This is a genomic window from Caulobacter hibisci (assembly GCF_016135805.1).
GTDB classification, from domain to species: Bacteria; Pseudomonadota; Alphaproteobacteria; order Caulobacterales; family Caulobacteraceae; genus Caulobacter; species Caulobacter hibisci.
In genome coordinates this window covers 227,257-250,910 of the sequence record NZ_JADWOX010000004.1, presented here as the reverse complement: position 1 = coordinate 250,910, position 23,654 = coordinate 227,257, and the positions used below count along the sequence as shown (strand labels likewise).

Below are 23,654 nucleotides of genomic sequence, written 5' to 3'. Positions count from 1 at the left end.
CTTGAGCGAGCCGTGGGCGGCCTTTCCGGGAGGAGGAAAGCGTCAGAACCCGCGACCGCCATCACCCTCGATCAAGAGGCAAGCCCGTCGCACGGCTTTCAAGCTTAAGGGGATAATCGAGATGTATTCGGATTTCGTGACGGTCCGTCGACGGGGACGCGGCCTCAAGGCGAGCCTGATGGTCGCCGGCATGCTGGCCGCCGTGGCGCCGGCCCTGGCCTGGGCCCAGACCGACGCCGCGCCTGCGGCCGACGACAACATCGTCCCCGAGTTGGTCGTCACCGCCCAGAAGCGCTCGGAAAACGTCCGTGACGTGCCGCTCAGCATCAGCGTCCTGACCGGCGACCAGCTGGCCAAGCAGCACGTGGCCAACTACGCCGATCTGGCCCGCAGCACGCCGGGCCTGTCGTTCAGCAACACCGGCTCCAGCGGCCTGTCGCGCATCAGCCTGCGCGGCATCAGCTCGTCGCAAGGTTCGGCGACGGTCGGCGTCTATCTGAACGACGTCTCGCTGACGATCCCCAACCAGTTCTTCACCGGCGTGACCCTGCCGCGCCTGTTCGACCTCGACCACGTCGAAGTGCTGCGCGGCCCGCAAGGCACGCTCTACGGCGACAGCTCGCTGGGCGGCACCCTGCGCTTCATCACCAAGGCCCCGACGCTGGGCGGCTTCGAAAGCAGCGCCCAGGGCGAGGTTTCCAGCACCGACGAGGGCGGCGTGAACTATCTGTTCGGCGGCGTGGTCAACGCCCCGATCGGCGAGAACGCGGCCCTGCGCCTGGCTGTCCAGCGCGAATACCAGAGCGGCTTCATCGACCACGTGAACGCTGCCGGCGTGGTCGACAACAAGAACGTCGACGCCGAGCGCACCACGGCCCTGCGCGCCAGCTTCCTGTGGGAGCCGACCGACGACCTGAAGGTCAGCTCCACGGTGCAGTGGCAGCAGACCGATTCCGACGACACCGGCATCACCAAGCTGTCGCTCGGCAAGTTCCAGGAAAACCGCCCGGTGCGCGAGCCCAGCGAGGACACCCTGTTCGCGCCCAGCGTGACGGTCGAGAAGCGCTTCGGCGACCTGACCTTCACCTCCATCAGCGGCTACGCCTACCGCCGCTTCGACCGCCAGTTCGACGGCTCGATCTATGACAGCGAGTATGTCGCCAGCGTCCTCGACGACAGCTACGGCGACACCTACGAGACGCTCGCCGCCCTACCGGGGGTCATGCGCAACAAGGACGCGGTGGCCACCTACAGCCAGGAATTCCGCCTGGCCTCGCCGTCGCTGGCCGAGAGCGGCAAGCGCTACGAGTGGCAGGTCGGCGCCTATTTCGCCAAGCAGAAAATCACCAGCCTCGACCACGAATACGTGCTGGGCCTCGACGCCGCCGTCGCGTCCGAACTGGGAACCACGACCCAGGCCGCGCTCGGCTACGCCACGCCGGGCGGCCTGATCGGCTACTTCAACTCGGTGCGCCGCAACAACCAGACGGCCCTGTTCGCCGAAGGCTCGTTCAAGGTCACCGACAAGCTCAAAGCCACTATCGGCCTGCGCCAGGTCAAGGCGTCCAGCCAGTACGCGCTGGAAGAGGGCGGCTGGCTCGCCGACGGGGCCCCGGCCCACGACGACGCCTCCACCCGCTCGGCCCCGCTGACCCCGAAGGTCGCGGTGACCTTTGAGGCTTCCAAGTCGGTGTCGCTGTACGCCAACGCCGCCAAGGGCTTCCGCCTGGGCGGCCAGAACAACGCCCTGACCTCGTTCTGCGCGGCCGACGTGCGCAGCCTCGGCCTCTCCGACGCCAAGAGCTATCGTCCCGACAGCCTGTGGAGCTACGAGGGCGGCGCCAAGACCCGCCTGTTCGACGGCCGCGTGACCTTCAACGCCTCGGCCTTCTACATCGACTGGAAGAACGTCCAGCAGTCGGTGCGTCTGTCGACCTGCGGCTCGGTGATCACCGGCAACGCCGGCGACGCCCGCAGCCAGGGCGGCGAGTTCGAACTGCGCGCCCTGCTGACCGACAACCTGACCCTCAACCTGTCGGGCGCCGTCACCGACGCCAAGATCACCGAGGCGGCGAAAGGCACCGGCGCGGTCGACGGCTCCAAGCTGCTGGGCACGCCGGAGAACACCTTCTCGGTGGGCTTCGACTATGACCGTCCGATCACCAACCGCATCGACGGCTTCGCCAGCGTGAACTGGTCGCACACGGGCGAAAGCTACGGTTCCTACACGACGACCAGCAAGGACTACCGCCGGCCGTCCTACGACCTGGTGGACGCCAGCCTGGGCGTGACCTTCGACAAGCTGGAACTGTCGCTGTTCGCCAAGAACCTGCTGAACGAGGACACCATCATCCAGAAGCCCTCGGTGCTGTTCGTCACCCAGGGCCTGGCCCTGCGTCCGCGCACGGTGGGCCTGAATGTGAAGGCGAAGTTCTAGGACGAAGCGGAGGAGGGCCGACACCGGTTGTCGGCCCCCTTATCCGAGCATCCCCGCGAACGCGGGGATCCAAGCTGGCTCTCGAGATGGTCCACGGCCGTGGGTTGTCCGCTGACTCGGCTTGGGTCCCCGCCTTCGCGGGGACATGCGGTTTTGGGAGGCGCCGTGGATAGCCGCGCCCCTTTTTCAATTCACCCGGGTCAGTTCACCCGGGCCCGCGCCGCCTCGACCTGCTCGATGAAGGCCGCCACCAGCGGCGGGGTCTGGCCCTGGCGGGTGATCACCGAGATCTTGCTGGCGTAGGAGAAGGCCTCCGGCGCGATCTTGTGGAAGCGCTTGCCGCCGCCCATCGCCGCCACCTGGTGCTCGGTCAGGAAACCCAGATACCGGCCCGAGGCGATCATCATGGCGATCGACTCCATGTGGGTGACCGTGGCCGTGCGCTTGAGCAGGCCGCTGACCCCCAGCCGCTCCATCTCGTGCTCGAACGGATAGCCGACGAAGTCGTAGGAGGCGATGTCGTCGGCGCAGACACGGTCGTCGTGCTGGCGCAGCCGCCAGGCCGGGTGGTCCTCGCTGCAGTAGAGGAAGCTGATCTCCTCATAGAGGAAGTGGTAGCGCAGCTGGTCCATCGGCCGGCGGTCGAACACCACGCCGATGTCGAGATTGTTCTCGATCACCGCCTGCTCGATCAGGTTCGAGGTCGTGGTCGAGATGTTGAAGTGCACGTTCGGATAGGCGGCCTTGTAGCCGTCGAACACCTCGGGCAGGCGGAAGTTGGGATCGCCGACCAGGGCGTCGACCATGCCGATGCGGATGGCGCCGGCCGGGCTGGCGTGGATGTCGCGCACACGGGATTCGAACAGGTCGAGCTCGTCGAACAGCTTCTCGCAGGCCTCGTGCACCCGGGCACCCTCGGCGGTCAGGGTGAAGCCGCGTCGGCCGCGCTCGCACAGCCGCGCGCCCAGGCGGATTTCCAGGTCCTTGATGTAGCGGCTGATCGACGGCAGGCCGATCTGCAACTCGGACTCGGCGGCCACGAAGCCCCCGTGCTTGACCACTGTGGCGAAGGTGCGCAGCAGCCGCAGGTCATTGTCGCTGACCTTGCCCGTGAAACGCTTCAGACCCAGTTCCATACTTGGCTCGCCCGACAACAATCATTGCCCAAGGCGCCATTCCCGATTTGCCTCTAGGCGACGCAATCTGAGGATCGCGATCGGGGCGTGACGCCCGTCCGGCATAGCACCGGCGGGAAGCGGGCCGGGATCGCCGTCGGCTAGAAACCGGATATCCCTGGGGTTTGCTGAAAAGCTGATGGCCGGCGCCTGAAATTTGCGCGGCTCGCGGCGTTTGCGAAAACTCGTCGTTCGGCGACCGTTGCGCGATCCGTGCCCGGTTCACCCGCAAAGGCGAGCTTTCCGCTTTCGGCAACTAAGGCGATGGGTCGGGTCCGGCCGCACGACCCTTTTTCGCGCCAGCCAGGACGCCGCCGCCGATGCTCCGAACCCGCCTTTCCTGCCTTCTCGCGGCCGCGGCCATGGTCGCCCAACCCGTGCTGGCCCAGCCCGTCCCGCGCGGCGCCGACCTCTGGGCGGGCGACGGCGGGGTGACCCCGTTCTACCGCTGGACCGGCGCCGCGCCCTCGCTGCCGGGCATGATGCTGCGCACCGAGACCCTGCCGGCCGAGTTGTCGTTGGCCGGCGCCGGCCGGGCCGAGCGCATCCTCTACAGCGCCACCAACTGGCTGGACGCCAGGGCGATCGAGACGGTCTCGGGCGCGGTGTTCTTCCCCAAGGGCGCGCCGCCGGTCGGCGGCTGGCCGGTGATCGCCTGGGCCCACGGCACGACGGGCGTGGCGGACGTCTGCGCCCCGTCGTTCAATCCGCGCTCACTGCGCGACCAGCAGTATCTGTCGGCCTGGCTGGAGGCCGGCTACGCCGTCGTCGCCACCGACTATGCGGGCCTCGGCGCGCCCGGTCCGCACCCGTACCTGCAATCGCGCTCGGAAGGCATCGCCGTGCTCGACAGCGTGCGCGCGGTGCTCAAGGCCTATCCGGGCCTGCTGGCCAACAAGGTGGTGACCATGGGCCAGTCGCAGGGCTCGGGCGCGGCGATCGCGGCGGCCTGGCTGGCCCCGACCTATGCCCCGGAACTGAAGATCAAGGGCACCGTGGCCACGGGCCTGGTGGCCCACACCAACAACACTGGCGGCGCGCCGCAGGAGGCTATCCCCAGCCTCTATACCGACCGCGACGCCGGCGGGAACGCCGCCTACGAGATCCTCTATTTCCTGGGCACGGCCCGCTCGGTCGACCCGAAGGGCGTCCGCGCCGAGGACTACATCTCGGAGGCCGGCTGGCCGCTGCTGGAAAAGGCCCAGACCACCTGCATGGGTGGCCTGCGCGCCTTCGCCCGCGATATCGCCCTGCCGGTCGACAAGCTCTACAAGCGCCCGATCGACGCTCTGGAAGCCAAGGCCGACGCGCTCAGCGACTTCCCGGACGTGAAGATCCCGACCCCGGTGTTCGTCGGCACGGGCCTGGCCGATTCCGACGCCCAGACGGTCAGCCAGTACAACTTCGTCTCGGCCATGTGCGCGGCGGGAAACACCGTCGAGTGGCGCTATTACCCCCGCGCCACCCACGCCAGCGCCGTGATGCGCTCGCGCGCGGACTCGCCGGCCTTCGTCGAGAAGGTGCTGCACGACAAGCCGGTGGCCAACCTGTGCCCGAGCCTGGTTCCGCCGGGGCCTTTGCAGGATCCGGAGGACTGAGGGGGACAAGGGTCCCCATGCAGTAATGGGGACCACCCACCCAAAACCGAAAAATCCCCGCGAAGGCGGGGATCCAAGCCGACTCTCGGGTCATGGCGCCGTCCGAGGATAGGCCCGCCGATTCAGCTTGGATCCCCGCCTTCGCGGGGATTCTCGGTTTGCAAGGAAAAGAGGCCAGCTCAAAGGCTGGCGATATAGGCCCGCCACCCGCCAAAGCCGGTGATCTCCGCCGCGCCGTCCAGCGCGCGGGGCTCGGCCACGAAGCCCTTCACCGTGCGGCCGTCGTCCAGGGTCACCGAGCCGATGGCCAGCGGCGCGGGCACCTCGGCGGTGAAGCTGCCGAAGCTCGCCAGGTCCAGTTCGTACAGCTCCACGGCGATCGGCGCGCCACCTTCGGCATGCACGAGCGCCGGCTTGGGCGGGGTCGAGTTGGCGATGGCGTAGAGGCGATAGCTCTGCGCCGTCTTCGCCTCGCCCAGGAAGCGGGCGTTGCGCGAGGTCAGCTGCCAGTGCAGCGGCATGCCTTGCAGGTGGGCGCCGACGACGGCGAGGGTGATGGTTTCCATCTTGTCTCCAAGGTCGAGAACGGGGGCAGGAGCGTCCAGCCGCGCCAGATAGGGGCGGGCGGCCTCGATCAGGGCGCGGTCGGCATGGGCCGGACCGATGAGGGTGACGCCGAACCCGACCTCGCCGCCCCGGAAGCCGGCCGGCACGGCCAGGGCGCTCATGTCGAGCAGGTTGACGAAGTTGGTATAGAGCCCCAGCGCCGCGTTCAGCCGGATAGGCTCGGCCCGCAGCTCGGCGATGCGGAAGGCGGTCGGGGCCGTGGGCAGGATCAAGAGGTCGATCTCGTCCCACAGCGCCTCGGCCCGTCGGGCCAGGGCCTTCAGCCGATATTCGCCTTCGAACAGCTCGACGGCGGTGATGTCGAGGCCGGCCTCGACGATGGTCCGCACCGTCGGATCGATGGCGTCCGGATTGTCGGCCAGCACCGTCTTCAGCGCCGCCGTCCGCTCGGCCACCCATGGGCCGCCATAGAGCAGCTGGGCGGCCTCGCTGAGGAAGTCGATGTCGATCGGCACGATCTCCGCGCCCTCGGCGGCGAACCGCTCCAGCGCCTGCTCGTAGAGATGGGCGGCGGCCGCATCGCCCAGGAAGTTGCGCTGATGGGGAAGGGGCGCGCCCAGGCGCCTCGCGTCGCGGGGACGGTCCTCCAGCGGGCGCGAAAACGGGTCGGCGGCGTCGAAACCGGCGGCGACCGCGTCGACCAGAGCCGCGTCGTCGAGATCGCGGGTAAAGACGCTGATGCAGTCCAGCGACCGGCAGGCCGGCACAAGGCCCGTGGTGCTCCAGCGGCCCTTGGTCGGCTTGAAGCCCACCAGGTTGTTGAAGGCGGCCGGGACGCGGCCCGATCCGGCGGTGTCGGTGCCCAGGGCGAAGCTGACCAGGCCCGCCGCCACGGCGACCGCCGATCCCGAGCTCGACCCGCCGCTGACGAAGGCGCGGTTGAACACGCAGTGCGGCGCGCCGTGCGGGCTGCGGGTGCCGTTCAGGCCGGTGGCGAACTGGTCGAGATTGGTCTTGCCGACCGGAATGGCCCCGGCCGCGATCAACCGCTGGACAACGAACGCCGAGGCGTCCGGCGCATAGGCGAAGTCCGGACAGCCGGCTGTCGTGGGCAGGCCGACCAGATCGATATTGTCCTTGATGGCAAAGGTCGCGCCGGCCAGCGGCAGGACCTCGCCGGCCGCGATCCGCGCATCGACGGCGCGGGCGTAGGCGCGCACCGCCTCGGGGCTCAGCCGCTCGATCCACACCTGCGGTTGGACAGCGTCATAGGCGGCGATGCGGGCCAGGGCGGCCTCGGCCGCCTCCAGCGCGGTGATCTCGCCGGCGGCGACGGCCGCCGCGAGCGCCCGCGCGCTCACGCCCGCACCACCATGCGCACCGGCGTCGGGTCGAAGCCGTTGCAGGGGTTGTTGATCTGCGGGCAGTTGGAGACCACCACCGTGACGTCCATCTCGGCCAGCAAGGTCACCGACAGGCCCGGCGCGGAGATGCCGTCGACGATGCCCAGCGCGCCGTCGGCCTCGACGGGCACGTTCATGAACCAGTTGATGTTGCTGACCATGTCGCGCTTGTTGCGGCCGGCCCGGCCGTTGGCGTCGAGGAAGTTGTCGACGCAGGCGTGCTGGTCCTTGGTGTGGTGGCCATAGCGCAGGGTGTTGCTCTCGCACGAGCAGGCCCCGCCGATGGTGTCGTGATAGGCGACGTTGGTGGCCACGATCCGCATCATCGGCCGACCCTCGTTCGACAGCAGCACCGCCCCGTCGCGCAAGAACAGGTTGCCCTGGGCGGCGATGGTGTCCTGGGCGCTGTAGCGTTCGGCGTCGTCGGCGGTGGCGTACATCAGGAAGTCGACCGCCTGGTTGCCCTCCAGGTCGACGATCTCCAGCGTCTGGCCCGCCTTCAGGTCGTGCATCCACGGGGCGCGGGCGGGCACGACCTCGTCGTGGAGGATCGCGGTGTTGAGGTCTTCGCGCATCGGACCCTCCTAGCGGGCGTAGTAGTCTTCGACGTTGAGGAAGGCGCGCAGGCCCTCCGGCGTGCCGGTGCGGATTGCGTCGTCGGCGGCCGCGACGGGACCGCGCCAGGCCTGGGCCCGCACGGGAGTGACCGTGTAGTCGGGACGCGGATCCAGCACGTGCGGGGTGTTGGCCAGCACCACGATCAGGTCCATCTCGGCCCGCAGCAGCAGGCTGCGGCCCGGCGCGAACGGCCCGACCTGGGGCGTGATCGCCCCGTCGGCCTCGACCTTGGCGCCCTTGAACCAGGTGATGCAGGGATGGATGTCCTTGCGGCCCAAGCCGTACTTGCCGACCGCCAGGCCGAACCGCTCGCGGCTCGACGGATGCGGACCGTAGTTGCCGGCCTGGCCGTACCTGGCCGCGATGCTCCAGGGCGTGGATGGGCCGCAGAAGGCGTCGTGCGCGCCGGCCTCGTCCTCCAGAATGCTCATCAGCACCCGGCCCATGTCCGACAGCAGGAAGCGCCCGGCGCCGAGGTAGCCGTTCCACTGGATCTTCAGCGTGTCGGCCACGTTCAGCCGCTCGACCGGGCGCTCGGCGTTGAACAGCAGCATCGACACGCAGCCGTCGCCGGCCAGGTCGGTCAGCCGCAGGCGGGTCCCGCGGGCGATCTGCTTTGAGGCATAGCCGCCGGCCGCGATCGTCTCGGCCCAGACCATGTCGTCGGGCGACACGCCCTCGGGGATGTCGGTCGCGGCCGAGGCGGGCAGGGTGGGCATGGCCTCGACCACCGCGCCGCCCTGGGCGCGGGCATGGGCCTGGGCGCCGTAGGGATCGGCCGTGCTCATGCAGCGGCCTTCGCGGCGTAGGTCTGGAAGCCCTCGACGATCTCGTCCGACATCCGGCGGGCGCCCGTCTGCATGTATTCCATGGCGTTCAGCGCCGCGTCATGGGCCGGCTGCGACGAAGCCGTCACGCAGTCCTCGACCACGCGGCAGTAGTAGTCGCCCTGATGGCCGTCGACGAAGGTGTAGTGCACGCAGACGTCGGTGAAGCCGCCGCAGAGGATCAGGGTCTCGGCCTTCAGCCCCTTCAGCAGGATCTCCAGCTCGGTGCCGTAGAAGCAGGAGTAGCGGCGCTTGGCCAGCAGGTAGTCGCCCTCGACGATGCCCAGCTCCTCGATGGCGAACTCGGTGCCCGGCGAGGTCTCGATGCAGTGCACGTCCTCACGGCCGTCCAACTCGCGGCCGAAGTCGATCATATTGGGGCGGTGCACTTCCTTGAAGAACACCACCGGGATGTCGGCTTCGCGGGCGGCGTCGACCAGGGTGCGCACGCGGTGCATGCGCTCGACGCGGTCAGGCAGCAGCGGCAGGCGTTCCGACGCCGGCCAGTCCATGAACGAGCCCTTCTGGACGTCGATGACCACGAGGACGGGCTGGCCGACGATCATCGGGCGGGCGTTGTCGGGGGTGTAGGTCAAGGCTGGATTCCCTGGTGTCTCTGGAGATCACCAAGACCAGCGCGCGGCGCATAGAGAAATGACGCCGCCGGAAAAGTTGGTTGCGGCTGGCGGCAAGTGAAGCGGCTCTAGAGGCGGGCGGCCGCCTCGCGGCAGAGGTCCAGCAGCCAGCCGTTGGGCGAGGCCGCGTCGTCGCTGGCCCGCAGCACCGCCCCGAACGGCGTCGGCGGTGGGGCGTTGGGCGGCTCGATGGCCCGCACCTTGCCGCGGTCGGCCGCCGTCTGGGCGAGGCGCCGGGGCAGCAGGCAGATCATGTCCGAGCGGCTGACCATGTTCAGGGCGCTGAACGAATCCTGCACCGAGAACGGCTGGTACGGATCATCGCCCAGGGCGTAGCGCTCGCCCCACGAGGTCACCCGGCGCAGGCCCAGGTGGCCGGACGAAGTGCGGTCGGGATCCTCGTCGCCGCCGGTGACGCCCAGACGCGGCAGGCGGGCCAGGGCCTCGTAGTCCATGGGGCCCGTCTTTATGGATTGGGAGGCCGCCGGATGGTCGGCGCGCATCACCCAGACGCCGGTCTCGTCGAACAGCTGGGTGTAGGTGAAGCGGCCCGGGATCACCTCGAAACAGCCGATCACCATGTCGAGCCGCCCAGTGTCGAGATCCTCGGTCATGCCCGCATAGGGATTGCGGAAGTGGATCTGGACGTTGGGCGCGGCCGCCATCACCCGCTCGGCGATCAGCGGGCCCAGGACGTAGGTCACATAGGTGCCGGCGGCGATGTTGAAGGCGTGCGGGTCGACGGCCGGGTCGAAGCGCGGGGCCGAGACGGCGGTCTCTAGCAGCTTCAGGGCCGTGCGGGCGGTGTCGGCGATCTCCAGGGCGCGCGGCGTCGGCCGAAGGCCGGTCTGGCCGCGCACGAACAGGTCGTCGCCGACAAGCTCGCGCAGGCGGCGCAGGGCGTGGCTGACCGCCGACTGCGACAGGCCCAGGCGTTCGCCCGCCCGCGTGGCGTTGTTCTCCTCCAGCAGGATGACGAACACCCGGAAGAGGTTGAGGTCGGCGGTTCTGAAATTGATGGCGTTCATGGCTGCCGTGAAGAGATATCATTTCTCTCATGACCGGCGGAGTCCTATTTCGCCGCTCAAGGTTCGCGATCCGACGGACCCTGGGATTCCCCGCACAATTCGAAGAGACGTGGAGCAGCGCGTGAGCGACGCTGAAGGTTACGACGCCATCGCCGAGGCCGAAGTCGGCGCGGCCCGCAGGCGGCCGCAAAAGACCCTGGGCCAGCGGCTGCGCTGGCCGCTGATGGCCGGCGTGCCGCTGGTCATCCTGGCCGGGGTCGGCGTCGTGCTGCTGACCGGCGGCAAGTCGCAGGCCACCGACAACGCCTATATTCAGGCCAGCCGCACGGCCATCAGCGCCAGCATCGGCGGCCGGGTCACCGAGATCGACGTCCACGAGAACCAGGCCGTCAGAAAGGGGCAGGTGCTGTTCCGTCTGGACGCCGCCGACTACGACGTCGCCGTGTCGGAAGCCGAGGCCGCCCTGGCCCAGGCCCGCTTCGACGTCCAGGGCCGCCGCGCGGTCTATGACGAGCGCCTGGCCGACCTGGCCGCCGCCGAAGAGACCGCCGCCTATGCCAAGCGCGAGGCCGCCCGCCAGCGGGATCTCGCCGCCGCCGGCGTCGCCACCCAGGCCCAGGCCGACCAGGCCCGTCACGCCGCCGACCAGGCCCAGCGGCAGATCACCGTCGTCCGCCAGCAGATCGCCACCGCCCTGGCCGACCTCGGCGGCGAGGCCGGCGCGCCCGACGCCCGCCAGCCCAAGGTGCTGGAAGCACAGGCCAGGCTGGAGCGCGCCAAGCTCGATCGCTCCTACGCCGCCGTCCTGGCCCCCGCCGACGGCGTCGCCGCCAAGGTCGAGCAGCTGCAGGTCGGCGCCCGCGTCACCGCCTCGCAGCCGGTGTTCTGGCTGGTCTCGGGCAAGCCCTGGATCGAGGCCAACTTCAAGGAAGACCAGCTGGCCCACATGCGCGTCGGCCAGCCGGCCACCGTCAAGCTCGACGCCTACGACAAGCCACTGAAGGCCCATGTGGCCAGCTTCAGCCCCGGCACCGGCTCCAGCTTCGCCCTGCTGCCGGCCGAGAACGCCAGCGGCAACTGGGTCAAGGTCGTCCAGCGCGTGCCAGTGCGCCTGGTGCTCGACGAGGCGCCGCCCGCCAACCTGGGGGCCGGCCTGTCTGCCAAGGTCACGGTCGACGTGCGCTCGGGCCGCCAGGGATGAGCCCCGCCCGGACCCTGTCCGGCCACGAGCGCGACGTCGCCAACCGCACGCCGATCACGGTGTCGGTGATGCTGGCGACGATCATGATCTCGCTGGACACGACGATCGCCAACGTCGCCCTGCCGCACATTCAGGGCAGCGTCTCGGCCTCGGCCGACCAGATCACCTGGGTGCTGACCTCCTACATCGTCGCCGCCACGATCATGACGCCGCTGACCGGCTTCATGACCGAGCGCCTGGGCCGCAAGATGGTGCTCAATGTCTGCATCGTCGGCTTCACGGTCGCCTCGATGCTGTGCGGGATCGCCAACAGCCTGGTTGAGATCGTGCTGTTCCGCCTGCTGCAAGGCCTGTTCGGCGCGGCCCTGATCCCGCTGTCGCAGGCGGTGCTGCTCGACATCAACCCGCCCCACCGCCACGGCCAGGCCATGGCCGTCTGGGGCGCCGGCGCGGTGCTGGGTCCGATCCTGGGCCCGGCCCTGGGCGGCTGGCTGACCGACAATCTCGACTGGCGCTGGGTGTTCTTCATCAACCTGCCGGTCGGCGTCCTGGCCTTCTGCGGGGTGTTCTTCTTCCTGTCCGAGAAGAAGGGAACTGAGAAGAAGCGCTTCGACATCCTGGGCTTCGCCAGCCTGGCCATCGCCATCGGCGCCTTCCAGCTGATGCTCGACCGCGGTCCCGGCCAGGACTGGCTGGGCTCGGCCGAGATCTGGACCTATGTGATCGTCTGCGTCATCGCCCTGTGGGTGTTCGGCGTGCAGCTGGCGACGGCCGAGAAGCCGTTCGTCTCGCGCGCCCTGCTGGCCGACGGCAACTTCCTGACCTGCTGCTTCTTCGGCTTCTTCATCGGCATCCTGCTCTACAGCACCCTGGCCCTGCTGCCGCCGATGATGCAGACCCTGCTGGGCTACCCGGTGGCCTTTACGGGCCTGGTCTCCATGCCCCGGGGCCTGGGCTCCTTCATCGCCATGTTCGCCGTCGGCCAGCTGGTCGGGCGGATGAACATCAAGCTGATCCTGGCCATCGGCATGGCCGTCAGCATCGTCTCGCTGTGGCAGATGAGCCATTTCAGCTTGGGCATGGACACCCACCTGATCATCATCTCCGGCTTTCTGTCGGGGGCGGGGACGGGCCTGATCTTCGTTCCGCTCAGCACCATCGCCTTCGCGACCGTCAAGCCCGAGCTGCGGGCCGAGGGCGCCGGGCTCTTCACCCTGGTGCGCAACATCGGCTCGGCGGCCGGCATCTCGATCATGCAGGCCCTGTTCGTCAGCGGCATCGAGAAGCACCACGCCGTGCTGGTCGAGCATGCCCGGCCCGACAACCCGCTGTACCAGGCCTACGCCCAAAGCGTTTTCCTGACCCAGAACGCCATGGCCGCCTTCAACGGCGTCATCAATCGCCAGGCCTCGATGCTGGCCTATCTCGACGACTTCCGCCTGATGCTGGTCATCACCGTGGCCTGCTCACCGCTCATCCTGCTCATGCGAACCCCGAAAGCCAAAGGGGGCGAGACCGTTCATGTCGCCGACCACTAAGACCCGCCTCGTAACCCTGCTGAGCGCGATCAGCCTCTCCGCCCTGGCCGCCTGCACCACGGTCGGCCCGAACTTCCAGGCCCCCGAGACCCCGCAGACGACCGCCTATATCAGCCAGGACGAGGCCCTGCCGGCGTCTGCCGCCACGCTCGACCAGGCTGGTGTCGGCCCCTGGTGGACGGCCCTGGGCTCGCCCGAGCTCGACGCGACCATCCGCCAGGCCCTGGCCGGCAATCCGTCCCTGGCCGAGGCCGACGCGACCTTGGCCCAGGCCCGTTCGGCCCTGGCGGCGGCGCGCGGCGCGGCCGGCCCGCAGGCCGGCGTCAGCGCGGGCGTCGACCGCGAGCGCGCCAACCTGCAGTCGTTCGGCTTCACCAGCTTTGGCGACATCACCCTGAGCAACCCGACCTTCAGCCTCTATTCGGTGGGCGGGACGGTCGGCTACGACCTCGACCTCTGGGGCGGCCAGAAGCGCCGCATCGAGAGCGCCACGGCTCAGGCCCAAGCGCAGGGCCGCCGGGCCGAGGCGGCCTATCTCAGCCTGACCGCCAATATCGCCCTGCAGGCGGCGACCATAGCCGCGCTGCAAGGCCAGATCGCCGCCGTCGAGCGGATGATCGCCGACGACCAGGCCAATATCGACCTCGTCCGCAAGGCCGACGCCCTGGGCGGGACGACCCGCCTGGCCGGCGTCTCGGCCCAGGCCCAGCTGGAGCAGGACCGCGCCCAGCTGCCGCCGCTGCAGGGCGAACTGGCCGCCGCCCGCCACGCCCTGGCCCTGCTGGTCGGCAAGGCCCCCGCCGACTGGCGCGCCCCGGCCTTCACCCTCGACACCCTGAAGCTGTCGGCCCCCGTGCCGGTGGTCCTGCCGTCGGCCCTGGTCCGCAAGCGCCCCGACATCCTGGCCGCCGAGGCCGAGCTGCACGTGGCGACCGCGGACATTGGCGTGGCCACCGCCGACCTCTATCCGAACCTCAAGCTGTCCGCCGGCCTGACCCAGGGCGCTCTGAAGCCCAAGGACCTGTTCAGCTACGACGCCAGCGGCTGGGACATCGGGGCGGGGCTCACAGCGCCGCTGTTCGACGGCGGAACGCTGAAGGCCCGGCGCGAGCAGGCGAGGGCGGCCGCCCGCGCGGCCTCGGCCCGCTACCAGCAGACCGTGCTGACCGCCTTCGGCCAGGTCGCCGACGCCCTGTCGGCCCTGTCGGCCGACGAGAGCGCCCTGGCGGCCCAGGACCGTGTGGAGGCCCAGGCCGCCGAGCGCCTGCGCCTTTCCCGCCTGGCCTTCAGCCGGGGCGGCGGCACGCTGTTGGAGGTGGTCGACGCCCAGCGGGCGCTCAACGCCGCCCGCGCGACCCGCGCCCGCGCCGAGGGCCGCAAGCTGGCCGACGCCATCCGGCTGTTCGCAGCCACGGGCGCCGATTGGCGGGTGAGCTAGGGGCCTACCGCCAGCTGACGGCCTGGGCGCGGTTGGGCGTCGAGGTCGCCAGGGCCAGCAGGTCCTGCTCGCCGAGCTGACAGCGGCCCTCGCCGGCCGCGTCGAGCCGGCAGGTGACGCGCTTGGAAAAGCCGGCGGCCATCAGGGCGCGCCGCTCCAGCGGCTGCGCCAGCCGCACCCTGACCCAGCGGTCGGGCGTCGGCCCCAGGGCCACGCAGATCACGCCGGCTTCCGGAACATCGAGGATCGGGCCCGAGAAGTCGCCCTTGGGCGTCGGCGCGGCGCAGGCGACCGCGGCCGAGGCCATGGTCGCCAGGACCCCCGCCGCCAATACCGGCAATGCATCGCCGAACTTCATCGCCGCCCTGCCTGATCGCAACCCTACAAGGCCTCAACGCCGGCTCCGCACGCGCGTTCCAGCACCCCACACGGCCAAAGAAAAAGGCCCCGCTCTCGCGGGGCCTTTGCCGTTTTCGTACGCAGAAGAGCGCTTAGCCGCGGTCTTCGACGTCGATGTAGTCGCGCTGGGTCGAGCCCGTGTAGAGCTGACGCGGACGGCCGATCTTGCGGGTCGGGTCCTCGAACATTTCCTTCCACTGGCTGATCCAGCCGACGGTGCGGGCCAGGGCGAACAGCACGGTGAACATGTTGGTCGGGAAGCCCATCGCGCGCAGGGTGATGCCCGAATAGAAGTCGATGTTCGGGTACAGCTTGCGGTCGATGAAGAACGGATCGCTGAGCGCGATCTTTTCCAGCTCCATGGCCACTTCCAGCAGCGGGTCGTTGATGCCCAGCTGGCCGAGAACCTCGTGGCAGGTCTTCTGCATGACCTTCGCGCGCGGGTCGAAGTTCTTGTACACGCGGTGGCCGAAGCCCATCAGCTTGTACTTGCGCGCCTTCACCCCCTCGATGAACTCGGGGATCTTGTCGACCGAGCCGATCTGCTCGAGCATCTCCAGGGCTTCCTGGTTGGCGCCGCCGTGCGATGGGCCCCACAGGCAGGCGATGCCGGCGGCGATGCAGGCGAACGGGTGAGCGCCCGACGAACCGGCCAGGCGGACGGTCGAGGTCGAGGCGTTCTGCTCGTGGTCGGCGTGCAGGATGAAGATGCGGTCCATGGCGCGGGTCAGGACGGGGTTGGGAACCCAGTCCTCGGCCGGCACCGAGAAGCACATGCGCAGGAAGTTTTCCGAGTACGACAGGTCGTTGCGCGGCGTCACGAACGGCTGGCCGATCGTGTACTTGTAGGCGCGGGCGGCGATCGTCGGCATCTTGGCGATCAGGCGATGGGCGCTGATCTCACGCTCGCGGGCGTCGTCGACGTTCATGCTGTCGGCGTAGAAGGCCGACAGGGCGCCGACGGCGCCGGTCATGACGGCCATCGGGTGGGCGTCGCGGCGGAAGCCTTCGAAGAACCGGTCGAACTGCGCGTGCAGCATCGTGTGGTAGGTGATGTTGTTCTCGAACTTCGCGAACTCGTCCGCCGTCGGCAGTTCGCCGTTCAGCAGCAGGTGGCAAACTTCGAGGAACGACGACTTCTCGGCCAGCTGGTCGATGGGATAGCCGCGGTGCAGCAAAACGCCCGCGTCGCCGTCGATATAGGTGATCTTGCTCTCGCAAGATGCGGTCGAGGTGAAGCCCGGATCGAAGGTGAAGTGGTCGCTTTCAGCGTAGACCTTGCGGATGTCCAGAACGTCCGGACCCGTGCTGCCCTTGAGGATCGGCAGGTCGTAGCTCTTTTCGCCGATCGTCAGCGTGGCTTTTTCGGTCATGCGAGAGACCCCTTCAATGATGGAACGGTCAGTCCAGTTTTGTATTTCGCGGTTGCGTTATAGCGCCTCATGCGCGCGACGCCAGGGCGTCGTCAAGCCGGCCGAGAGACTCGTCTCGTCCGAGGGCCGTCATGATCTTGTTCAGGTCGGGCGCCTGGGCGCCGCCGGTCAGGATTCCGCGCAGCGGCGGGCCGAACTTGCCAAAGCCCACGGCCTCCGATTCAGCGAACGATTTCAACAACGTCTCCAGCTCGGAAACGCCCCAGACCGGAGCGGCGGCCAACTGGTCACGAAGACGTGCGAGACGCGCGAGGGTTTCCTCGGAAAGTTGCTTGGCGGTCTTTTCCTCAAGGCTCAGCGGGCGCACCTTCAGCGCGAACGCCACGTGCTCGCCCAACTCCAGGATGGTCTTGGCGCCTTCCTTGACCTGCGGTACGGCGCCGGCGATCCGGGCTTCCGCATCGGTCGGCAGGTCGGCGCCCGCGGCGGTCAGGGCCTTCAGCGTCAGGGCGGTCAGGCGCGCGTCGTCGGCCTGGCGCAGGTGCTGGCCGTTGATGAAGTTCAGCTTGGCCCAGTCCAGGCGGGCAGGGGCCTTGACCACGTCCTTGACGTCGAACCAGCTGATCGCCTGCTCGTCGTTGAACACCTCGTCGTCGCCGTGGCCCCAGCCCAGGCGCGCCAGGTAGTTGCGCATGCCCTCGGGGATGTAGCCCATGTCGGCGAACTCGCCGACGGCCTGGGCGCCATGGCGCTTGCTCAGCTTGGCGCCGTCGGGGCCGTGGATCAGCGGGATGTGGCCGAAGGCCGGCACGGTCCAGCCGTTGGCCTGATAGATCAGGGTTTGGCGGGCGGCGTTGTTCAGGTGGTCGTCGCCGCGGATCACGTGGGTCACGCCCATGTCGTGGTCGTCGACCACCACGGCCAGGTTGTAGGTCGGGGCGCCGTCCGCGCGCAGCAGGACCAGGTCGTCCAGGTCGGCGTTGTTGAAGGTCACCGGGCCCTTGACCTGGTCGTCGACCAGCGTCGTGCCTTCCGTCGGGCCCTTGAAGCGGATGACGTGCGGCAGGCTGGGATCGCTGGGCGGCGGGGCGTCGCGCCAGGGCGAGCGCAGGGCCGGGCCGCCGGCTCGGGCCAGCTCGCGCGCGGCGGCCAGTTCCTCGACGGTCATCCAGCAGCGATAGGCGCGGCCGGCCGCCAGCATCTCCTCGACGACGGCCCGATGGCGGTCGGCGCGGCTGTACTGGAAGACGACTTCCTCGTCGGACTTCATGCCCAGCCAGTCGAGGCCCTCGAAGATCGCGGCCACGGCCGCCTCGGTCGAGCGCTCGCGGTCGGTGTCCTCGACGCGAATAAGGAACTTCCCTCCCGTATGGCGTGCATATAACCAGTTGAACAGCGCCGTGCGGGCGCCGCCGATATGCAGGAAGCCGGTCGGCGACGGGGCGAAGCGGGTGACGACGCCGCTGGGGGCGGGGGAGGAACTGGACATAGGCTTCGAAGCTGACGGTCTGGAGGCCGCGGGGGCGGCGGGAGGCTCGGCGGCTGCGCGCGACGCAGGCGCCGGCCGCTGGGCGGCGCGTCTTAGCACGGCCGTTCGAAGCTGTCCTAGTCCCGCGACCCTCGCTTCACAGGCGATCGACGAGGCAAGGCTCAACGCCGGCCGCTGGATGCTGTGGGCGCCGGTGGCCTTCGGCCTCGGCGCGGCCGGCTATCTGGAGCTGAAGGTCGAGCCCTCCTGGTCGCTGCTGGCCCTGGTGGCGCTCGCCCTGTCCGTGCTCGCGGTCTGGAGCCGCGGCTGGCCGCGCTGGAGCGGCTTGGCGATTCCCCTTACCCTGGCTGCTTTCGCCGCTAGTGGCGCCCTGGCCGGCAAGATCCGCTGCGACCGCGTCGCCGCGCCGGTCATGCCGGTCGAACGCGCCGTCCACGTGATCGACGGCTTCGTCGTCGACGTGGTCTCGCCCGGCGCGGCCGGTCCGCGCCTGCTGGTCGCGCCGGTATCGATTTCGCGGATGTCGCCCGCTACGACGCCGACCCGGATCCGGGTCAGCCTGGCGGAAGGCGAGGTCGCCCCGCCGCCCGGCTCGGCCCTGCGGCTGCGGGCCATGCTGTCGGCTCCGCCGCCGCCCGCCGCGCCCGGGGCCTACGACTTCGCCCGCGACGCCTGGTTCAACGGCGTCGGCGGCGTCGGCTTCATCGTCGGCCAGATCGAGGAGGCCGAGCTCGACCCGCCGCCCTGGCGGCTGCGCCTGGCCATGGCGGTCAACGCCGTGCGCTGGGATCTGGCCTCCCGCATCGTCGCCCGACTGGGACCAGACAGCGGTGGCATCGCCGCGGCCATGGTCACCGGCCACGAGGCCTGGGTGACGCCGGAGCAGACCGAGGCCATGCGCGCATCGGGCCTGGCGCACATTCTCTCGATCTCCGGCCTGCACATGGCCATCGTCGGCGGCTTCGTGTTCGCCGCCGTGCGCTTGGCTGTAGCCGCCTGGCCCTGGGTCGCCCTGCGGGTCTCGGGCAAGAAGATCGCCGCCGTGGCCGGTCTGCTGGCGGTCTTGGCCTATCTGGTCATCTCCGGCGCGCCGCCGCCGGCCCTGCGGGCGGCGATCACGGCGGGCGTGGCCTTCCTGGCGATCCTCGCCGACCGCCAGGCCGTCAGCTTGCACGGCTTGGCCCTGGCGGCCCTGATCATCCTGGTCGCCCAGCCCGAGTCGGCGGGCGCGCCGGGCTTCCAGATGTCGTTCGCCGCCACCGCAGCGCTTGTCGCCCTGGCCGAAGCCTGGCCGCGTCCGGCCCGCGAAATCTCGGTGCCCTGGCCGATCCGCTTCGCCCAGGCCGCCATGGGCTGGCTGGCGATCAGCGTCGGCGCCAGCTTCGTGGCCGGCCTGGCGACCGGGCCCTTCGCCATGCAGCACTTCAACCGCGTCGCCGTCTGGGGCCTGCCGGCCAATCTGGTGGTCTCGCCGCTGTCGTCCTTCGTGATCATGCCGTTCCTGGCCGTTGGCGCGGTGCTGGAACCCCTGGGGATCGGCGGACCGTTTCTGGCCATCGCCGGCTGGGGCATCGACGCCATGACCGCCGTCGCCCGCTGGTTCGCGAGCGCCCACGGCGCCCAGCAGGTCGTGGCCAGCGGTCCGCCCTTCACCCTGGCCCTGTCGTTCCTAGGGATCATGCTGCTGTGCCTGTGGAAGGGCCGCCTGCGCTGGCTGGGGATCCCGCTGGCCTGCGCGGTGGCCCTGTGGCCGCGACCGACGCCGCCCGACCTGTGGATCGCCGCCGACGGCGCCACCGCCGCCGTCCGCAGCGGCCATGACGCCGTCCTGCTGCGCCCCGACGCCCGCCGTTTCGGGGCCGAGCTCTGGGCCCGCCGCCGAGGCTTGGCGCCCGTGGCCGGCAAGGCCTTCGCCTGCGATCGCGTCTCGTGTCGCCCGACCTCGTCCGCACCGGTCGCCGTCAGCCTGTCCTGGACCCGCCGTGCCCCCGCGTTCGAGGCCCTGGAGCCGCTCTGCATGGGCGCCGAGGTCGTGGTCCTGCGAGGTCCTCGCCCGGCCGTCCTGCCGGCCGCCTGCCGTGACGCCGTCGTGCTGGCGGGCGAGGACTTCGTGGCCGGCGGCGCGGCCGAACTCTGGCGCCGACCGGACGGCTGGTGGATCGTCTGGGCCCAGCCGGGGCGGGGCGCGCGCCCCTGGGTGACGACTGCTGACAGGAATGCGCAAGATCCGGGCGGATGATCCACGCCGGCCGGTGTAGCGGTCCAAAGAGCTTCGGAGATGATCCATGACCAACGCCTTCATTGCCCGCCGCGCCGCATTCCGCGCCCTGCACCAGGACGGCTTCTTCGTCCTGCCCAATCCCTGGGACGCGGGCAGCGCGGTTCGCCTGCAAAAGCTCGGCTTCAAGGCCCTGGCCTCGACCAGCGCCGGCATGGCCTGGTCCTGGGGCCGCGCCGACGGCGAGGTCACGGTCGACGAGGTGCTGGAGCACCTGCGTCTGCTGGTCGCCGCCACCGATCTGCCGGTCAATGCCGACTTCGAGGCCGGTTTCGCCGACACGCCCGAAGGCGTCGGCGCAAACGTCGCCCTGGCCGTCGAGACCGGCGTCGCCGGCCTCTCGATCGAGGACCGCATCGGCAAGGAGCTCTATGACCTGCCCGAAGCCGTCGCGCGGATCGCCGCCGCCCGCGCCGCCATCGACGCCTCGGGCCAGGACGTCATGCTGATCGGTCGAACCGAAGGCTTCCTGATCGGCCGCGACGACCTCGCCCCGACCATCGAGCGCCTCGTGGCATACGCCGAAGCCGGTGCGGACTGCCTCTACGCCCCGGTCGTGACGAAGTACGACGACATCGCCGTCATCGTGGCGGCCGTCGCGCCCAAGCCCGTCAATGTGCTGCTGTGGGGCCCGGACATGAAGGTCGCGGACCTCGCGGGCCTCGGCGTGCGCCGCGCCAGCACCGGCGCGGCCCTGGCCGCGGCGGCGTGGGCGGGGTTCGATGTGGCGGCGAAGGATCTGGCGATCTAGAGGTCCAGCGACCAGACCTGGTCGACTAGGTCGTGGCCGAACTGGCGGCTGGGCGTCTCCCGGGTCAGCACGAAGCCGGCCCGTTCGTATAGCCGGCGGGCCGCAGTCAGGACGCTGACCGTCCACAGATCCAGCCGCTGGTAGCCCAGCGCCCGCGCCCGCGCGATACAGGCCTCGACCAGTTGCCGGCCGACGCCCAGGCCGCGGGCCTCCGCCTCCACATAGAGCAGGCGCAGCTTGGCCACGCCCGGCGCGTCGCCGCGCACCAGGAAGATCGAGCCGACCATCCGGCCGCCGGCCTCGGCGATCCAGGCGTCGTCCTGGCTGGGATCGACGTTGCGATGGAAGTCGGCGACGATGCCGGCCACCAGGGCCTCATAGTCGCCGTTCCAACCGTATTCGCCAGCGTAGAGCATCGCCTGGCGGGCGGTCACCAGCCCCAGGTCCCCGGGCTGTAGCCCGCGCAAGACGACCTCGGGCGCGTCGCCCTCGAACACCTCGTTGATCGCGGCGGCGGCGTCGAGCAGGCGGGCGCGGTGCAGCGGATGCAGGCCTTCGATCAGGCTCCCGACGCTGGCGCGGGTATTGGCCTCCAGGGCGGCGAATGCGGCGCGGCCGTCGTCGGTCAGGCCTAGCCACTGGTGACGGCCGTGGGCGGGGTTCTCGCGCGCCGTGACTAGGCCGCGTTCGGAGAAGCGCTTGAGGGTCCGGCTGACCTGGGCCGGGTCCAGCCTCAGGGCGCGGGCGATCTCGGCCGCCGTCGGGTCGGTCCGCGTCGCCAGTTCGTAGAGGATCCGCGCCTCGCTCAGCGTGAAGGGGCTGCCGTCATAGCTGGCGTCCAGCAGGCCCAGGCGGCTGGTATAGACGCGGTTGAAGGCGCGTAGGGTGGCGACGTCCTGGTCGTGAGCAGCGGTCATGCGGTCTCCAGTCTTGACTCCATCACTATTGGGAATATGTTGATCAAGTCAACATTGGTCGTGCGCTGTCTCGAGGCGCGACGCCGGCCGGCCGCCAAGGCCCAGCGCCTCACAACGGAAAAGGGCGCGACCTTGCGATCGCGCCCTTCGAAATTCCTGCCTGAGGCGCGCTCAGTGATAGCGGCGGATCAGACCCACCAGCTTGCCCTGCACCTCGACCTGATCGGGACCGAAGATACGGGTCTCGTACTTGGGGTTGGCCGCTTCCAGGGCGATCGAGCCGCCCTTCTTGCGCAGGCGCTTCAGCGTGGCTTCCTCGCCGACCAGGGCGACGACGATCTCGCCGCTGTTGGCGGTGTCGCCCTTCTTGATGATGACGTAGTCGCCGTCGAGGATGCCGGCCTCGATCATCGAGTCGCCCTGCACCTGGAGCACATAGTGTTCGCCGCCGCCCAGCATGCTCTCGGGCACCGGCAGGCGCTCGCGCTCGTGCTGGATGGCGTCGATCGGCGTGCCGGCGGCGATGCGGCCCAGGATCGGCAGCTCGCGGCTGTCATTGGCGACCTGCGGGGCGGGGGCGGGCGTCGACGGCGCCAGGCCGCCGCCTTCCAGCACTTGCGGACGGAACGCGCCGCGGCCCTTGGGCGGGGCGGCCGTGGTCGCCTGCTGCGGCAGCTTCACCACCTCCAGCGCCCGGGCCCGGTGGGCTAGGCGACGGATGAAGCCGCGCTCCTCCAGGGCGGTGATCAGCCGGTGGATGCCCGACTTCGACGCCAGATCCAGGGCCTCCTTCATCTCGTCGAAGGAGGGGGAGACGCCGGTCTCCTTGATCCGTTCGTGGATGAACATCAGCAGCTCGTGCTGCTTGCGGGTGAGCATGACGGCCTCGCAAGTCGTCGCGGAACAAACCGCAAACCTTTCGAATGTTCTCTAGGTGTTCTTGGTTAAGGTCAAGTGAATTACGGCGACCGGCGTTCTGTGAATGGGCGAGCTTCCATCGCTTCAGAAGCTTGGCGCTAAGTATCTGATTTAATGTCGGATGGGCGCGCCATTCTCATCCGCGACCGCATCGTCGCTCACGCAAGGCGGGCGGAGATTTTCCGTCAACCGCAGGAACGAAAGGCGTCACCCGCGGCCGAAATCCGCCCGCCGAGACGGTGATTCCTTCCCCGGAGGCGGCTGATTCACAGCCGCTGGAACGCCCGATTCTCCCGCAGGCCGGCGCCGGCCTCCCACGAGAACAGCACCATCTCGGCGCGACCCACCAGGTTCTCGAAAGGCACGAAGCCCATGCCCGTCTGCGCCGGCAGGTTGGCCGACAGCGCCGGGTTCCAGGCGCAGCGCGCCTCGCCGGCCGGGATCGGGCCGGGATCGAAGCGGCTGTCGAGCGAGTTGTCGCGATTGTCGCCCATCATGAAGTAGCAGCCCTCCGGCACGCGATAGGCGGCCGTGTTGCCGGCCGGCGTGCGCGGACCGTAGCTGTTGATAAGGTGCGTCCTGCCGCCCGGCAGGGTCTCGGCGAAGCGCTCGGCCGGCCGCACGCCGAACGGCGTCTCTTCCAGCCGCGTGCCCATCGGCCGCTGCTCCACCGGCGCGCCGTTGATGCGCAGCAACCCATCCACGACCTGCAGCTCGTCTCCGGGCAGACCGACCAGCCGCTTGATGACGTCGGTGCGGCCGTCTCCCGGCTTCTTGAACACCACCACGTCGCCGCGCGCGGGCTCGCGTCCCATCAGCCGTCCATGACCCAGCGCCGGGCTCAGCGGGGCCGAATGGCGGCTCCAGCCATAGGCGAACTTGTTGACCAGGATGTAGTCGCCGACCAGCAGGGTCGGCTCCATCGAGCCCGAGGGGATCGTGAACGGCTGGCACAGCACCGTGCGCGGCACGAAGACGATGGCCGCCGTCACCGCCAGGGTCTTGGCCCAGTCGATCACGCTGGAACGCAGCGAAGCCCTGGTCATGTGAAAAGCCCCTCGATG

General features: G+C 69.6%; 19 protein-coding genes. 7 read left to right on the top strand and 12 right to left on the bottom strand.

Going from position 1 to position 23,654, the window contains the following annotated elements:
• Positions 1 to 121 precede the first annotated feature (121 nt).
• The gene (locus tag I4Q42_RS08840) at positions 122 to 2,437 is read left to right on the top strand and encodes a TonB-dependent receptor (RefSeq protein ID WP_198575700.1); all 2,316 of its coding nucleotides are present in this window, start codon (positions 122 to 124) and stop codon (positions 2,435 to 2,437) included.
• 200 nt (positions 2,438 to 2,637) lie between these two features.
• Here the strand turns inward: I4Q42_RS08840 and I4Q42_RS08835 are convergent, their stop codons facing one another.
• Positions 2,638 to 3,573: a LysR family transcriptional regulator gene (locus I4Q42_RS08835; RefSeq protein WP_198575699.1), complete on the bottom strand. Its 936-nt coding sequence runs from the start codon at positions 3,571 to 3,573 to the stop codon at positions 2,638 to 2,640.
• A gap of 401 nt (positions 3,574 to 3,974) precedes the next feature.
• On the opposite strand from I4Q42_RS08835, the gene I4Q42_RS08830 reads away from it, so the two are divergent.
• A complete protein-coding gene (locus I4Q42_RS08830; RefSeq protein WP_198575698.1) occupies positions 3,975 to 5,210 on the top strand; it encodes a lipase family protein in 1,236 nt (411 codons plus the stop codon).
• Between the two features lie 179 nt (positions 5,211 to 5,389).
• Here I4Q42_RS08830 and atzF read toward each other — a convergent pair whose 3' ends face one another.
• The 5 genes from atzF to I4Q42_RS08805 form a co-directional block, all read right to left on the bottom strand.
• Positions 5,390 to 7,138 (bottom strand): allophanate hydrolase, encoded by a 1,749-nt coding sequence (atzF, locus tag I4Q42_RS08825; protein WP_198575697.1) that lies wholly within the window; start codon positions 7,136 to 7,138, stop codon positions 5,390 to 5,392.
• A complete protein-coding gene (locus I4Q42_RS08820; RefSeq protein WP_198575696.1) occupies positions 7,135 to 7,755 on the bottom strand; it encodes an urea amidolyase associated protein UAAP2 in 621 nt (206 codons plus the stop codon). Before I4Q42_RS08820 ends, atzF begins: the two co-directional genes overlap by 4 nt.
• Positions 7,756 to 7,764: 9 nt before the next feature.
• Positions 7,765 to 8,586, bottom strand: a complete 822-nt coding sequence (locus I4Q42_RS08815) for an urea amidolyase associated protein UAAP1 (protein WP_232792977.1) — start codon at positions 8,584 to 8,586, stop codon at positions 7,765 to 7,767.
• On the bottom strand, positions 8,583 to 9,221 hold the full coding sequence (locus I4Q42_RS08810) for a cysteine hydrolase family protein (RefSeq protein WP_198575695.1): 639 nt from the start codon (positions 9,219 to 9,221) through the stop codon (positions 8,583 to 8,585). The genes I4Q42_RS08815 and I4Q42_RS08810 overlap by 4 nt, the downstream gene beginning before the upstream one ends.
• A gap of 107 nt (positions 9,222 to 9,328) precedes the next feature.
• Positions 9,329 to 10,288 (bottom strand): LysR family transcriptional regulator, encoded by a 960-nt coding sequence (locus I4Q42_RS08805; RefSeq protein WP_198575694.1) that lies wholly within the window; start codon positions 10,286 to 10,288, stop codon positions 9,329 to 9,331.
• 121 nt (positions 10,289 to 10,409) lie between these two features.
• Here I4Q42_RS08805 and I4Q42_RS08800 point away from each other — a divergent pair, with 121 nt between their 5' ends.
• The 3 genes from I4Q42_RS08800 to I4Q42_RS08790 are packed head-to-tail and all read left to right on the top strand — an operon-like array spanning position 10,410 to position 14,465.
• Positions 10,410 to 11,489: an HlyD family secretion protein gene (locus I4Q42_RS08800; RefSeq protein WP_198575693.1), complete on the top strand. Its 1,080-nt coding sequence runs from the start codon at positions 10,410 to 10,412 to the stop codon at positions 11,487 to 11,489.
• Positions 11,486 to 13,027: an MDR family MFS transporter gene (locus tag I4Q42_RS08795; protein ID WP_198575692.1), complete on the top strand. Its 1,542-nt coding sequence runs from the start codon at positions 11,486 to 11,488 to the stop codon at positions 13,025 to 13,027. The genes I4Q42_RS08800 and I4Q42_RS08795 overlap by 4 nt, the downstream gene beginning before the upstream one ends.
• Positions 13,011 to 14,465 carry an efflux transporter outer membrane subunit gene (locus I4Q42_RS08790; protein WP_198575691.1) on the top strand — a complete coding sequence of 485 codons (1,455 nt, stop codon included), beginning with the start codon at positions 13,011 to 13,013 and terminating at the stop codon, positions 14,463 to 14,465. The genes I4Q42_RS08795 and I4Q42_RS08790 overlap by 17 nt, the downstream gene beginning before the upstream one ends.
• Before the next feature lie 4 nt (positions 14,466 to 14,469).
• Here I4Q42_RS08790 and I4Q42_RS08785 read toward each other — a convergent pair whose 3' ends face one another.
• From I4Q42_RS08785 to gltX, 3 genes are all read right to left on the bottom strand, one after another.
• Complete coding sequence (locus tag I4Q42_RS08785; protein WP_198575690.1) at positions 14,470 to 14,823, bottom strand: hypothetical protein; 354 nt, start codon at positions 14,821 to 14,823, stop codon at positions 14,470 to 14,472.
• A gap of 133 nt (positions 14,824 to 14,956) precedes the next feature.
• Entirely contained in the window at positions 14,957 to 16,237 is a 1,281-nt protein-coding gene (gene gltA / locus I4Q42_RS08780; protein ID WP_198575689.1) for a citrate synthase, read from the bottom strand.
• Positions 16,238 to 16,304: 67 nt separating this feature from the next.
• Complete coding sequence (gene gltX / locus I4Q42_RS08775; RefSeq protein ID WP_198575688.1) at positions 16,305 to 17,726, bottom strand: glutamate--tRNA ligase; 1,422 nt, start codon at positions 17,724 to 17,726, stop codon at positions 16,305 to 16,307.
• Between the two features lie 178 nt (positions 17,727 to 17,904).
• On the opposite strand from gltX, the gene I4Q42_RS08770 reads away from it, so the two are divergent.
• Positions 17,905 to 19,965, top strand: coding sequence for a ComEC/Rec2 family competence protein (locus I4Q42_RS08770; protein WP_198575687.1), 2,061 nt, complete (start codon positions 17,905 to 17,907; stop codon positions 19,963 to 19,965).
• A 46-nt stretch (positions 19,966 to 20,011) separates the two neighbouring features.
• Complete coding sequence (locus I4Q42_RS08765) at positions 20,012 to 20,755, top strand: isocitrate lyase/PEP mutase family protein (protein ID WP_198575686.1); 744 nt, start codon at positions 20,012 to 20,014, stop codon at positions 20,753 to 20,755.
• Here the strand turns inward: I4Q42_RS08765 and I4Q42_RS08760 are convergent.
• The 3 genes from I4Q42_RS08760 to lepB form a co-directional block, all read right to left on the bottom strand.
• A complete protein-coding gene (locus I4Q42_RS08760) occupies positions 20,752 to 21,672 on the bottom strand; it encodes a bifunctional helix-turn-helix transcriptional regulator/GNAT family N-acetyltransferase (protein WP_198575685.1) in 921 nt (306 codons plus the stop codon). The genes I4Q42_RS08765 and I4Q42_RS08760 overlap by 4 nt on opposite strands.
• Before the next feature lie 171 nt (positions 21,673 to 21,843).
• On the bottom strand, positions 21,844 to 22,551 hold the full coding sequence (gene lexA, locus I4Q42_RS08755; protein WP_198575684.1) for a transcriptional repressor LexA: 708 nt from the start codon (positions 22,549 to 22,551) through the stop codon (positions 21,844 to 21,846).
• A 305-nt stretch (positions 22,552 to 22,856) separates the two neighbouring features.
• Entirely contained in the window at positions 22,857 to 23,636 is a 780-nt protein-coding gene (gene lepB, locus I4Q42_RS08750) for a signal peptidase I (RefSeq protein ID WP_198575683.1), read from the bottom strand.
• Between the last annotated feature and the right edge of the window lie 18 nt (positions 23,637 to 23,654).